Genomic DNA, 12,482 nt, shown 5'->3' on the forward strand with positions numbered 1-12,482 from the left:
CACTCACCCGGAGATCCGTACGGTGGTGGTGGCGCCCCAGATCGCCAGGCTGAGGAAGAAGTCGACCACGTTGATCGCCACCAGCGCGGTACGCACCGCGCGGCCCACCGCCATCCCGACGCCGGCCGGGCCGCCGGACGCGTGGTACCCGTGGTAGCAGTGGATCAGCACCACGATCACGCTGAACACCAGCACCTTGCCGAACGACCACAGCACATCCTCGGGCGGTAGGAACAGGTGGAAGTAGTAGTCGTAGGTGCCGGACGACTGCCCGAAGTAGAGCGTGACCATCTCGCGGGTCGCCAGGTAGCTCGCCAGCAGGCCGATCACGTACAGCGGGATCACCGCGATCAGGCCGGCGATCATCCGGGTGGTCACGAGGAACGGCAGCGACGGCAGTCCCATCACCTCCAGCGCGTCCACCTCCTCGTTGATCCGCATCGCGCCCAGCTGCGCGGTGAACCCGCAGCCCACCGTCGCCGACAGGGCGATCCCGGCCACCAGCGGCGAGATCTCCCGGGTGTTGAAGTACGCGGAGATGAAGCCGGTGAACGCGGACGAGCCGATCTGGTTGAGCGCCTCGTACCCCTGCAGGCCGACCTCCGTCCCGGTGAAGAACGTCATCGCGACGATCACCCCGACGGTGCCGCCGATCACCGCCAGCGCGCCGGACCCGAACGAGACCTCGGCGAGCAGCCGCAGCACCTCCCGCTTGTACCGCCGGACGGTGCGCGGGGCCCAGGCGAACGCGCGCAGGTAGAACGACATCTGGCCACCGAGGTCGTCCAGGAACCCCAGCGGCTTGCGCACGATGCCGGCCGTACGGCCCCCTCCCAGCAGCGCCATCAGGTGCCCTTCTGCGGGACGATCTGGAAGTAGATCGAGGTCATTACGAAGTTCACCGCGAACAGCAACATGAAGCTGATGACCACGCTCTGGTTGACCGCGTCGCCGACACCCTTCGGCCCACCCTTCGCGGTCATCCCCTTGTAGCAGGCGATCAGCGCCGCCATCGCGCCGAACACCACCGCCTTGAACTCACCGGCGATCAGGTCCTGGATCTGCCCCAGCGCCTGGAAGCTCGCCAGGTAGGCGCCCGGCGTACCGCCCTGCAGCACCACGTTGAAGAAGTACCCGCCGGCCACGCCCACGACGCTGACCAGCCCGTTGAGCAGCAGCGCGACGATCATGCAGGCGATGATCCGGGGCACCACCAGCCGCTGCACCGGGTCGATGCCCAGCACCTCCATCGCGTCCAGCTCTTCCCGGATCTTCCGGGCGCCGAGATCGGCGCAGATCGCCGAACCGCCCGCGCCGGCGATCAGCAGCGCCGTCACGATCGGCCCCGCCTCCCGCACCACCGCGAGCACGCTCGCCGCCCCGGTGAACGACTGGGCGCCGAGCTGGCTCGTCAGGGTGCCGAGCTGGAGCGAGATCACCGCCCCGAACGGGATCGCCACCAGCGCCGTCGGCAGGATCGACACGCTGGAGACGAACCACGCCTGCTGGATCATCTCGCGCAGCTGGAACGGCCGGCGCGGGATCGCGAGGAGGCAGTCCAGGCAGTACGCGAAGAACGAGCCGGACTGCCGCAGGGCACCGGCGACCGGATTGCTCACCGTTCACCCCCGGCCCCGATTCGGGCACGCCGCTCAGACACCGCCGTCCCTCCGCTCGATGGCGACGGTGTCGGCGTGCGGGTCGGCGGGGCGGGGCCCCGCCCAGTCGCTCACCGTCGGCTGCCCCGGCACCACCGGCTGGCCCGGCGCCGGCACGAACGAGCCGGCCGGTGGGGTCACCCCGTTCGCCCGGCACCACTCGCCCGGGGCGCGCTCCGCGGGGCGAGGCAGCCCGTCGGTCGGCTGCATCTGCAGCGGGATCGGCGGCAGCATCGGCAGTTCGATGCCGGCCGCGGCCTCCGCCTCCAGCTCGCTCGCGTCCTTCTCCTCGGCCATCCCGATCGGGCCGTGCCGCTGCGCGTTCAGGAACTGCCGGACCACCGGTTCCTCGCTGGACAGCAGCATCTCCCGGGGCCCGAACATGGCCAGGTGCCGCCGGTAGATCAGGCCGATGTTGTCCGGCACCGTGCGCGCCGTGTTGATGTCGTGCGTGACGATCAGGAACGTCGCGCCGGTCTGCTGGTTGAGATCGACGATCAGGTGGTTGAGCAGCGTGGTGCGCACCGGATCGAGGCCCGAGTCGGGCTCGTCGAACAGGATGATCTCCGGCTCCAGCACCAGCGCCCGGGCCAGCCCGGCCCGCTTGCGCATCCCGCCGGAGATCTCGCCCGGCAGCTTCCCCTCGTCACCGGCCAGCCCGACCAGGTCGAGCTTCTCCATCACGATGTCGCGGACCGCCGACTCCGACTTGCGGGTGTGCTCGCGCAGCGGGAACGCCACGTTGTCGTACAGGTTCATCGAGCCGAACAGCGCGCCGTCCTGGAACAGCACCCCGAACAGCTTGCGCACCTCGTACAGGTCGCGCTCGGACAGTTCGGGCAGGTCCCGGCCCTCGATCCAGATGTGCCCGCGGTCCGGCCGCAGCAGCCCGACCAGCGTCTTCAGGAACACCGACTTGCCGGTACCGGAGGGGCCGAGCAGCACGGAGATCTCGCCCTCGGGCAGCGTGAAGCTGACGTCCGCCCAGATGTTCTGCCGACCGAAGGACTTCGTCAGCCCGTCGATCTGCACCTCGACGCCCACGCGTACTTCCTTCCCGACGTGGTCACCGCTGCGGCCGTGGCACGGCCGGCGCAGCCTCGATATGGCCCGGTCTCGGCGATCCGCCGGTACCGGAGAGGCCGCGGAGCCGGTAGTGACGCGAACAAGTTAACTTCCGAGTAACGTCTAAGTCGAGCCGTACGTCATGATTCTCTCGACGTAGCGCACCAGTCGCGATCTTTCGTAGCTCTCCGTAGCTTCCGGACAGATCGAGCGTGACCGCGGTGCCCGGCTTGCCCTACAACGTTACGTGACCTGGGCCACCGTCACCCATTCCCCCGGCACTCCCCGGCGCCCGGCCCACTCGCCCGGCGCTTTCCCGGCGCCCGACCCACTCGCCCGGCCGACTCCGTCCGGCCCGCTCCGTCCGGACAGCAAAAGGCGGCCGCCCCCGGTGGGGACGGCCGCCTTCGTGCTCGCGGCCGGCTGGCCGCAGCGGAACCGCGGTGCGGACCCTTACTTCAGGGTCACCTTGCCGCCGGCAGCCTCGAGCTGCTCCTTGGCCTTCTCCGCGGCCTCCTTGGTGACCTTCTCCAGGATCGCCTTCGGCGCGCCCTCGACCACGTCCTTGGCCTCCTTCAGGCCCAGGCTGGTCAGCGCGCGCACCTCCTTGATGACCTGGATCTTCTTGTCGCCGGCCGAGTCGAGGATGACGTCGAACTCGTCCTGCTCGACGGCGGCCTCGACCGGAGCGGCGCCGCCGCCCACGGCCGCGACGGCGACCGGAGCAGCCGCGGTGACCTCGAAGGTCTCCTCGAACTGCTTCACGAACTCGGACAGCTCGATCAGCGTCATCTCCTTGAACGCGTCGAGCAGCTCTTCGGTGCTGAGCTTCGCCATGATGGCGGATTCCTTTCCTACTCCACGACCGTGTCGCGGTATGTCTGTCGTCGCGAACCACTCGCGGCGGATTCCCACTGCCGCAACCGGATCGCGGCGAGTTCTTCGAACATGGCGACGGCCGGTGCGACCGTCAGGCGGCGACGCCGCCGTTCCTGCGGAACCGCATCACGCAGCGCGATGCGTTCCGAGGTCAGGCAGCTTCGTCGGACTGCTTGTCGGCAAGGGCCTGAGCGAGCCGCGCCGTCTTCGACAGCGGGGCCTGGAACAGGCTCGCGGCCTTGGACATGCTGCCCTTCATGGCACCAGCCAGCTTGGCGAGGAGCACCTCGCGGGACTCCAGGTCGGCCAGCTTGTTGACGTCGTCCGCGGTGAGGGCCTTGCCCTCGAAGACGCCGCCCTTGATGACCAGCGCGGGGTTGTCCTTCGCGAAGTTGCGCAGCCCCTTGGCCGCGTCGACCACGTCGCCGTTGACGAACGTGACCGCCGTCGGGCCGACGAACAGCGCGTCGAGGCCCTCGACGCCGGCCTCGTTCGCCGCGATCTTCACCAGCGTGTTCTTCGCGACGCGGTAGTGCGCGTCCTCACCCAGGGCGCGCCGCAGGTCGGTGATCTGCGAAACGCTCAGCCCGCGGTACTCGGTGATCACGGTCGCCGAGGCGGCGCGGAACCGGTCCACGATCTCGGTGACCGCAGCGGCCTTGTCCTCGCGTACTGGCTTGGTCCGGCCATGTGTGTCCGCCATGTCCCTCCTCTCATGCATGCTCGGGCCGGTCTCGTCGAAGGCCCGGCAGACACGAGAAACGCCCCGGCGCAGGGCGCACGGGGCGAGGAACCGACTCGGTGTCCGTGACTCCGGCTCCGGGCGGCGCCACGTGGCGCGTGCCGCCCACCGGATCGGATCACCGGCACCGTCGTCATCCGGGAGCCTGGATGACCTGCGGTGTGGATCGCGACCGTCTTCCCTGCGCGGGCCGTCCGCGGTGAGCGGAGCCTTCGACCGCGCTCTCGGCGCGGTGACCAGCGGTCTTCGGTAAAGCCTGTTCAGCCTACTCGATCCCGGGCAGCGCCGGCCAACCGGAGTAGGCGACGCCACACCACAACGAGCAGCGCCGGACGGCCCGCGCGGCCACCGGCCGGATACGCCGGCGGGGCGCGCCGATCGCTCGGCACGCCCCGCCCACGAGTACCGCCCGGATCAGGCGTCCACCTCGTCCTCGGTGAGGTTACGGGTCCGGTTGGTGTCCACCGGGATGCCCGGCCCCATCGTGGTGGAGACGGTGATCTTCTTGAGGTACTTGCCCTTGGCCGACGCCGGCTTCGCCCGCAACACCTCGTCCAGCGCGGCCGCGTAGTTCTCCACCAGCTGACGCTGGTCGAAGCTGGCCTTGCCGATGATCAGGTGCAGGTTCGAGTGCTTGTCGACCCGGAAAGCGATCTTGCCGCCCTTGATGTCCGCCACCGCCTTCGTCACGTCCATGGTGACGGTGCCGGTCTTCGGGTTCGGCATCAGACCGCGCGGGCCCAGGATCCGCGCGATCCGGCCGACCTTGGCCATCTGGTCGGGCGTCGCGATCGCCGCGTCGAAGTCGAGCCAGCCGCCCTGGATGCGGGCGATCAGCTCGTCCGAGCCGACCTCGTCGGCGCCGGCGGCGATGGCCTCGGTGGCCTTGTCGCCGGTGGCGAAGACGATCACACGGGCGGTCTTGCCGGTACCGTGCGGCAGGTTGACGGTGCCGCGCACCATCTGGTCGGCCTTACGCGGGTCGACGCCGAGTCGCATCGCGACCTCGACGGTGGCGTCGAACTTGGTCTTCGACGTGTCCTTCGCAAGCTGCATCGCGTCGAGCGGGCTGTACAGGTTGTCGCCGTCGACCGTGTCGGATGCCTTGCGGTACTGCTTGCCGTGCTGCGCCATGGTGCGTTTCCTCCACGAGTGGTGTGGTGCGTGGTGCGGGGCAGCGCCTGCCCCTCCCACGGTCGTGCTGGGGTGGGCTCTCAGTCCTGGACCGTGATGCCCATCGAACGGGCGGTGCCGGCGATGATCTTCGACGCCTGGTCGAGGTCGTTCGCGTTCAGGTCGGCCATCTTGCGCTCCGCGATCTCACGGACCTGGGCCTGGCTGACCGTACCGACCTTGTCCTTGTGCGGCTCACCGGAGCCCTTGGCCACCCCGGCCGCCTTCAGCAGCAGCTTGGCCGCCGGCGGGGTCTTCAGCACGAACGTGAACGAACGGTCCTCGTACACGCTGATCTCGGCCGGGACGATCTCGCCCCGCTGCGACTCGGTCTGCGCGTTGTACGCCTTGCAGAACTCCATGATGTTCACGCCGTGCTGACCGAGCGCCGGACCGACCGGCGGAGCCGGCGTCGCCTGGCCACCGGGCAGTTCGAGCTTGAACGTGGTGACGAGCTTCTTCTTGGGAGGCATGACCCTGGGCTTTCTCCTACGCGCCCCGCACCGGCTGCCGGCCGGCCCGGGACTGGGCCGCCTCGGCCACGGACGTGTCCTCGGCGGCGCTGGTTTGTTTTCCACACACCGGCACCCGGGCCTGCCCCGGGCGCCGGACGTTTTCGGTTGTGTCACGAGGCCGCGCGGCCCGGGACCGGTGGGCCGCAGCCGCACCGCCCGATTCCACACCACCGCTAGATCTTCGAGACCTGGTTGAAGTTGAGCTCCACCGGGGTCTCCCGGCCGAAGATCGACACCAGCACCTTGAGCTTCTGCTGGTCGGCGTTGATCTCCGAGATGCTGGCCGGCAGCGAGGCGAACGCGCCGTCGATGACCGTGACCGAGTCGCCGACCTCGAAGTCGACCTTGATCTCGGGCTTGGCGCCGGCACCCGCCGCGGCCTCGGCCTTCTCCTCCTTGACCCCCGGCGCCAGCCACTTGATCACCTCGTCGAGGGTGAGCGGCGACGGGTTGTCCGCACGGTCGGTGGCGCCGACGAAGCCGGTGACACCCGGCGTGTTCCGGACGCAGGAGTACGACTCCGGGATCAGGTCCATCCGAACCAGGATGTAGCCGGGGAAGACCTTGCTCTGGACGTTCTGCCGCTTGCCGTTCTTGACCTCGACCTCTTCCCGGGTCGGCACCTCGACCTGGAAGATGTACTCCTCCATGTCCAGGCTCTGGATCCGGCTCTCCAGGTTGGTCTTGACCTTGTTCTCGTACCCGGCGTAGGAGTGCACGACGTACCAGTAGCCGGGTGCGTGCCGCAGCGCCTGGCGCAGCTCGGTCACCGGATCGACCTCGGCGGCCTCTTCGTCGGCGGAGTCGGCCAGCTCGGCGTCGACCTGCGGCTCGGTGTCCGCTGCCGCCGCACCGGCCTGCTCGGCGTCGGCCCGCTCGGCGTCGGCCGGTTCGGTGTCCGCCGGCTGCTCGGCGCCGGCCTGCTCGGCGTCGGCCTGCTCGGCGTCGGCCGGCTGGGCGCTGGCCGCGTCGGCCGCGGTCGGCTCGCCCGTCGGCTCGACGGCGGTGGCCACGGCGCCGGTACCGGCCTGCTCGGCGGCGCCGTCCCCGGCCGCGCCACCGGTCGTGGCGGCAGCCTCAGCCGCCGGCGAGGACTCCTGCTCGTCGGTCGGCCGGCCGGTCTCGTCGAACTCAGACACGCTTGCTCACTTCCAATGTGGATCACGGGCCGGCCCGCGTTGCCGGCCAACCCGAGATGCGAACGCGGTGCTCAGGCTCCGCGGGCTTCGTCTACTGGTTATTCTTACCGCCGCCGAAGACCCACAGCGCCGCCTTGGAGAACCCAAGGTCGAGCAGCCCCACGATCGTCAGGATCACCGCCACGAAGATGATCACCACGACCGCGTAGGTGACCAGTTCCTTGCGGGTTGGCCAGATCACCTTACGTAGCTCGGCGACGACCTCACGAACGAACCGGGTGAGCCGCCCCAGACCACGCGGCCGTCCGTCGGTCTTGTCCTTCTTCGACTTGTCGTTCTTCTTGTCACCGGGCTTGCCGGCAGCCTTGGAACTCTTGCTGCGCACCGCGGTGGCGCCGGAACTCTTGTCGTCCCGCTTGCCGCCCGCGTTCTTCGCCCGGGTGGATCGCTTGGCGCCGGAGCCCGTCGTGCCCTCGTCGCTCGCGGAACCCTCGTCGTCGGAGTCCGACTCGTCCGCGATGTCGTCCTCGAGGGTCTCCTCGGCGGCGGCCTCATCGAGGCTGTCGCGGACCTCGTCGTCGGCGGATCCGCCGTCGGCGTCGCCCCCGCGTCGCTTCCTCTCGGCCACTTCAGCCCTCTCAGGTCCCTATGCCAACACGATCCCAGCCACGTCCTGGGCCATTCGATCCTGGCCTATTTCGTGCTCCCGAGCCAACCCCGTGATGGGATCCGCGCCGGATTGTCGGGACAGCGCGACGGCGAACCAACGTGCTGCCACGCCTGCCCGCCCGACCGGAAACGGCCGGGACGTACTCGGCGCAGGGGCGACAGGATTCGAACCTGCAACCTGCGGTTTTGGAGACCGCTGCGCTGCCAATTGCGCCACGCCCCTTCGTGACCCGACGCTGTCGCGGCACGTCACGGAGCGAGGGTGTTGGCACGATCGGCGACACGCACCGCAAAGCACCGGCACCCCCGGCGGACCAGTGTACGGGTTGCCACCCCAATCTCCCAACCGGCACCCCACCGGGGCGTCGTGGCGGTGTTCTCGCCTCGTTCCTACCGCCGTGGTCAGGCCAGCCGGGCGGTCGCCCGCGCCTGCCCGAGCACCTTGACGCCGGCGCTCGAGACGGTCAGCTCGATGACCACCTGCCGCTCGTCCAGGGCGCGCTTGACCACACCGGACACCTGCACCTCGGTACCGTCGTCGGTGTCCGGCACCACCACCGGGCGGCTGAACCGCACCCCGAAGTCGACCAGTGCGCCGGGGTCGCCCAGCCAGTCGGTGACCGCCCGGCCGGCCAGCCCCATGGTGTACATGCCGTGCGCGATCACGTCCGGCAAGCCGACCGCGGTGGCCCGGCGCTCGTTCCAGTGGATCACGTTGAAGTCCCCGGACGCGCCCGCGTACCGCACCAGATCGGTACGAGTCACCCGGAACGTACGGGTCGGCAACTCGGTACCGACCGGAGCCTCGTCGAACGCGATCATCCCGACACCTCCGCAGCCCGGACCACGAGCGTGGACCAGGTAGTCACGACCGGCTCGCCGGCCTCGTCGGTCACTTCGATCCGAGTGGTGATGATGTCATTGCCGGCCACCGCACGGATGTTCTCCACGATCACCGTGCTGCGCAAGCGGTCACCGGCGTGGATGGGCCGGTGGTAGGCGAATTTCTGGTCTCCGTGCACGGCGCGGCCGAAGTCGAGCCCCAACTCCGGGTCGTGGACCAGTTGCTGGCTGGCTGGCCAGGTGAACGCGATGGCGAACGTCGGCGGCGCGATCACGTCCGGGTGGCCGAGGGCGCGCGCGGCCGCCTGATCGCGGTACGCCGGGTTGTCGTCACCGAGCGCCACGGCGAACTCGCGGATCTTCTCCCGGCCCACCTCGTACGCCGGGGTGGGCGGGTAACTGCGGCCCACGAACGAGCTGTCGAGCGGCATCGGTGCTCCCCGTCCGGTGCGGTGTCCCGGCGACCCGGCCGAGACAGCTGATCGATGTGGCGGCGGACACGAAACGACCGGCGGCCCGAGGGCGCCGGTCGTGACGTGCTGTTGCGCGAACCTGCCGGCCGGCAGCCACCGAGGCTGCACGGCTTCGGGTCAGCGGGTCTCGCGGTGCGCGGTGTGCTTGCCGCAACGCGGGCAGAACTTCTTCAGCTCCATGCGGTCCGGGTCGTTGCGACGGTTCTTGCGCGTGATGTAGTTGCGCTCCTTGCACTCCACGCACGCCATCGTGATCTTCGGACGTACATCGGTCGCCTTGGCCACGGCGGAGTGCCTTTCTCGTCGGTGCTGTCTCGACGACCACGAACGGCCGTCGTCAGGCGCTCAGGGAAGCGCCCGGACAAAGATACATCGCCAGATCGGCGACGTCCCGTAGCGGTGGCCGGACTCGAACCGGCGACACAGCGATTATGAGCCGCTTGCTCTGCCAACTGAGCTACACCGCCGCAAACCCGACCCCAGGCAAACCCACACCCGCGTCAGGCCGAACCTTGAGCCCGCTTGACCAGGTGCCCGCCGCGAACCTGGCTCACCGACAACGCGGCCGGCCGCGGGTTCGGGGGCGAAGCCCTGGACATTCGGGGGTCCGGGGGTCGCCCCCCGGGCTGGCATCAGCGAGACATCCCGGCCCGCGTTCGCGGCGGGCGCAGGACACCCCGATGTCGAGCCCCTTTACGGAATCGAACCGTAGACCTTCTCCTTACCATGGAGACGCTCTGCCGACTGAGCTAAAGGGGCGTGCATCCCCTCGCGGGGAGCTGCCTGGGTAAGGGTACACGGTGGGTTTGCCGCCCCAAAATCGGATCCCCCACCCCCGCGAGGCGCCGGATCAGGTGACGACGCGCAGCCGCCGGCTGCTGTCACCGGCCGGCTCCGCCAACTCGGTGCGGGCCGCGAGCCAGGCCACCAGCCGCTCGTACGACAACGGCCGGGAGAAGTAGAAGCCCTGGCCGATGTCGCAGCCGATCTCCTCCAACTGGCTGAGCGCCAGCTCGCTCTCCACCCCCTCGGCGACGACTTCCAGGCCGAAGTGGCGAGACAGGTCGACGACCGCGCGCACGATCGCGTAGTCGCCGTCGTCGGTGGCCATGCCCTGCACGAACGACCGGTCGATCTTGACCTCCTGAACCGGCAGCCGGCGCAGGTACGACAGGGACGAGTAGCCGGTGCCGAAGTCGTCCACGGACAGCCGGACACCGGTGTCCCGGAGCCGACGCAGCGTCGGCAGCGGCCGGTCGGTCTCGGCGAACATCCGGTCCTCGGTGATCTCCAGCGTCAGCAGCGCCGGCGCCACCTCGTACTCCCGGAGCAGCTCCTGCAGGTAGCTGGGGAACACCGGGTCGACCAGCGTCCGCGGGGAGAGGTTGACCGCGACGCTGAGCGGGTGACCCGCCTCGCTCCACTCCCGGCAACGCCGCAGCCCCTCGCGCAGCACCAGGTCGGTCAGCCGGCCCAGCTGGCCGGTGTGCTCGGCGACCGCGACGAAGTCGCTCGGTGCGACCCAGCCGTGCGTCGCGTGCTTCCACCGGGCCAGGCACTCCACCCCGATCAGCTCCCGCCGACCGATCGCGATCTTGGGCTGGAAGTGCACCTCCAGCTCGGCCGCGTCGATCGCGCGGCGCAGGTCACCGGCCAGCCCGAGCCGCCGGACGCTGCTCGACTCCAGCCCGAGGTTGAACACCTGGACGGCGGCCTGGGTGCCCTTGGCGGCCAGGTTGGCGAGATCCGCGCGCTGCAGCAGCACCTCCGGTTCGCTGCCGTGGTCGGGATGGATCGACAGGCCGACCGCGGTGTCCACGTCCAGCCGGGCGTTGCCGAACGGCATCGGCTCCTGCAGCGCGGTCCGCAGCTCGCCGGCCAGCGCGACGGCGTCCTCGATCCCGGGCATCCGGACCAGCAGCGCGAACTCGTCCCCGCCGACCCGGGACACGAGCGAACCCGCCGGCGCCGCCGACCGCAGCCGCTCGCCGACCTCGGCGAGCAACTGGTCGCCGGCCCCGTGGCCGAGCGAGTCGTTCACGTCGCGCAGCCCGTCCACGTCGAAGACCAGCACGCTGACCACCTCGCCCGGCGCGCGCACCTTCACCGCTTCCTCGATCGCGGTGATCATCCGGTGCCGGTTGGGCAGCCCGGTCAGCGCATCGTGGTACGCGTCGAACCGTAGCCGCTCCACCAGCCGGGCATTCTCCACCGCGGCGGCGGTCTGCGAGGCGATGGCCTCCATCTGGTTCACGTCGGCCGGGCCGAACTGGTGCACGTCGCCCAGCCGGTTCACGCACTCCACGGTGCCCACCGTCGCGCTTCCGGAGCGCAGCGGCACGATGATGACGTCCTTGGTACGGCTGTCCAGCAACTGTCCGCGCCGGGCGTCGTCGCCGAGCTTCGGGCCGACCGCCACGGTGCCGCCCTCGGCGAACGCCTCGCGGCGCAGGTCGGCCGGTGCCGGCGCCCGATCGAGCAGCCCGCGGACGCCTTCCTTCGCGGTGAGCAGCACCTCCGGGTACCGGCCGGAGGCCGGCAGCCACAGCGTCGCGTACTCGGCGCGCAGCATCCCGCGCACCCGGCTGAGCAGGATGTCGGCCAGCTCCCCCTCGGAGGTGGCCTGCCGCACCGCCCGGGTCAACTCGTACATCTCGTCGAGCTTCTGGTGCTCGTTGATGAACCGCGCGTACATCCGGAACCCGTACGCCACGATCAGCGCGAGCGCGGTGAGCGGAACCAGCGCCCACAGGGTCACCTGGATGGCGAGCAGCATGATCAGGCCGATCACCGCCGCAGCCTCGCCGAACAGCAGCGACGAGGCGTTACGCAGCAGATCGCCGGGCGACACGGCGCCCTGCATGACTCCGACGACGGCAGCCACGCACAGGTATGCGAAGACCTCCAGCACCAGGACGGCGCCCAGCGCCACCAACCAGCTTCGCGGTTGCCCGATTTTCAGCGGCCCGAACGCGGCGACGACCAGGTTCGCCGCCGCAGTCGAGGCGGCGAACAGCGCGACGTTGAAGACGTACTTGGTGCTGTCCTTGCTGAGCCAGAGGTACACGACGACCCCGGCCAGCAGCCGTGCGACCAGCACGCCGACGGGCGGCAGCACGAACAGCGCGATAAGGAACGGGATCTCGATCGGCGACACCGTGATGTTCTGCCGACCGATCTCGATGTGCAGCTTGGCGGCCTGGCTGAGCAGCAAACCACCAGCGAGAACGGCGAACAACCCCGTCGGGCCCACGTCGAAGCCGTGGACCCGCGGGTTGACCACAGTCATGCCAAGTGCAGCGAGCAGAAGGCCCGCCGTGAACGCC

At 69.8% G+C, this 12,482-nt stretch carries 13 protein-coding genes and 3 tRNA genes; all 16 read right to left on the reverse strand.

Annotated elements, in window-relative coordinates; translation table 11 throughout:
- Positions 1–3: 3 nt before the first annotated feature.
- The 16 genes from Athai_RS26635 to Athai_RS26710 all read right to left on the reverse strand — a co-directional run bounded on the left by Athai_RS26635 (position 4) and on the right by Athai_RS26710 (position 12,445).
- Positions 4–846, reverse strand: coding sequence for an MlaE family ABC transporter permease (locus Athai_RS26635; RefSeq protein ID WP_203964030.1), 843 nt, complete (start codon positions 844–846; stop codon positions 4–6).
- Positions 846–1,619: an MlaE family ABC transporter permease gene (locus Athai_RS26640; protein WP_203964031.1), complete on the reverse strand. Its 774-nt coding sequence runs from the start codon at positions 1,617–1,619 to the stop codon at positions 846–848. The genes Athai_RS26635 and Athai_RS26640 overlap by 1 nt, the downstream gene beginning before the upstream one ends.
- A gap of 33 nt (positions 1,620–1,652) precedes the next feature.
- A complete protein-coding gene (locus Athai_RS26645) occupies positions 1,653–2,702 on the reverse strand; it encodes an ABC transporter ATP-binding protein (RefSeq protein ID WP_203964032.1) in 1,050 nt (349 codons plus the stop codon).
- A gap of 474 nt (positions 2,703–3,176) precedes the next feature.
- Positions 3,177–3,560 carry a 50S ribosomal protein L7/L12 gene (gene rplL, locus Athai_RS26650; RefSeq protein ID WP_203964033.1) on the reverse strand — a complete coding sequence of 128 codons (384 nt, stop codon included), beginning with the start codon at positions 3,558–3,560 and terminating at the stop codon, positions 3,177–3,179.
- Positions 3,561–3,753: 193 nt separating this feature from the next.
- A complete protein-coding gene (gene rplJ, locus Athai_RS26655) occupies positions 3,754–4,305 on the reverse strand; it encodes a 50S ribosomal protein L10 (protein WP_203964034.1) in 552 nt (183 codons plus the stop codon).
- A 453-nt stretch (positions 4,306–4,758) separates the two neighbouring features.
- Positions 4,759–5,478 carry a 50S ribosomal protein L1 gene (gene rplA / locus Athai_RS26660; RefSeq protein ID WP_203964035.1) on the reverse strand — a complete coding sequence of 240 codons (720 nt, stop codon included), beginning with the start codon at positions 5,476–5,478 and terminating at the stop codon, positions 4,759–4,761.
- A gap of 80 nt (positions 5,479–5,558) precedes the next feature.
- Complete coding sequence (rplK, locus tag Athai_RS26665) at positions 5,559–5,990, reverse strand: 50S ribosomal protein L11 (RefSeq protein ID WP_030446737.1); 432 nt, start codon at positions 5,988–5,990, stop codon at positions 5,559–5,561.
- 215 nt (positions 5,991–6,205) lie between these two features.
- Positions 6,206–7,045 (reverse strand): transcription termination/antitermination protein NusG, encoded by an 840-nt coding sequence (gene nusG / locus Athai_RS26670; protein ID WP_420829846.1) that lies wholly within the window; start codon positions 7,043–7,045, stop codon positions 6,206–6,208.
- A 217-nt stretch (positions 7,046–7,262) separates the two neighbouring features.
- On the reverse strand, positions 7,263–7,799 hold the full coding sequence (gene secE, locus Athai_RS26675) for a preprotein translocase subunit SecE (RefSeq protein ID WP_420829803.1): 537 nt from the start codon (positions 7,797–7,799) through the stop codon (positions 7,263–7,265).
- Between the two features lie 191 nt (positions 7,800–7,990).
- Positions 7,991–8,063: transfer RNA gene (locus tag Athai_RS26680), tRNA-Trp, on the reverse strand.
- A gap of 179 nt (positions 8,064–8,242) precedes the next feature.
- Positions 8,243–8,662 (reverse strand): MaoC family dehydratase, encoded by a 420-nt coding sequence (locus tag Athai_RS26685; RefSeq protein ID WP_203964036.1) that lies wholly within the window; start codon positions 8,660–8,662, stop codon positions 8,243–8,245.
- Positions 8,659–9,114: a MaoC family dehydratase N-terminal domain-containing protein gene (locus Athai_RS26690; protein WP_203964037.1), complete on the reverse strand. Its 456-nt coding sequence runs from the start codon at positions 9,112–9,114 to the stop codon at positions 8,659–8,661. The genes Athai_RS26685 and Athai_RS26690 overlap by 4 nt, the downstream gene beginning before the upstream one ends.
- Positions 9,115–9,273: 159 nt before the next feature.
- The gene (gene rpmG, locus Athai_RS26695) at positions 9,274–9,441 is read right to left on the reverse strand and encodes a 50S ribosomal protein L33 (protein ID WP_030446732.1); all 168 of its coding nucleotides are present in this window, start codon (positions 9,439–9,441) and stop codon (positions 9,274–9,276) included.
- A 109-nt stretch (positions 9,442–9,550) separates the two neighbouring features.
- A tRNA-Met gene (locus Athai_RS26700) sits at positions 9,551–9,623 on the reverse strand.
- A gap of 219 nt (positions 9,624–9,842) precedes the next feature.
- Positions 9,843–9,915: transfer RNA gene (locus Athai_RS26705), tRNA-Thr, on the reverse strand.
- 91 nt (positions 9,916–10,006) lie between these two features.
- On the reverse strand, positions 10,007–12,445 hold the full coding sequence (locus Athai_RS26710; RefSeq protein ID WP_239157183.1) for a putative bifunctional diguanylate cyclase/phosphodiesterase: 2,439 nt from the start codon (positions 12,443–12,445) through the stop codon (positions 10,007–10,009).
- Positions 12,446–12,482: the final 37 nt, after the last annotated feature.

The sequence above is a fragment of the Actinocatenispora thailandica genome (genome assembly GCF_016865425.1).
GTDB classification, from domain to species: domain Bacteria; phylum Actinomycetota; class Actinomycetes; order Mycobacteriales; family Micromonosporaceae; genus Actinocatenispora; species Actinocatenispora thailandica.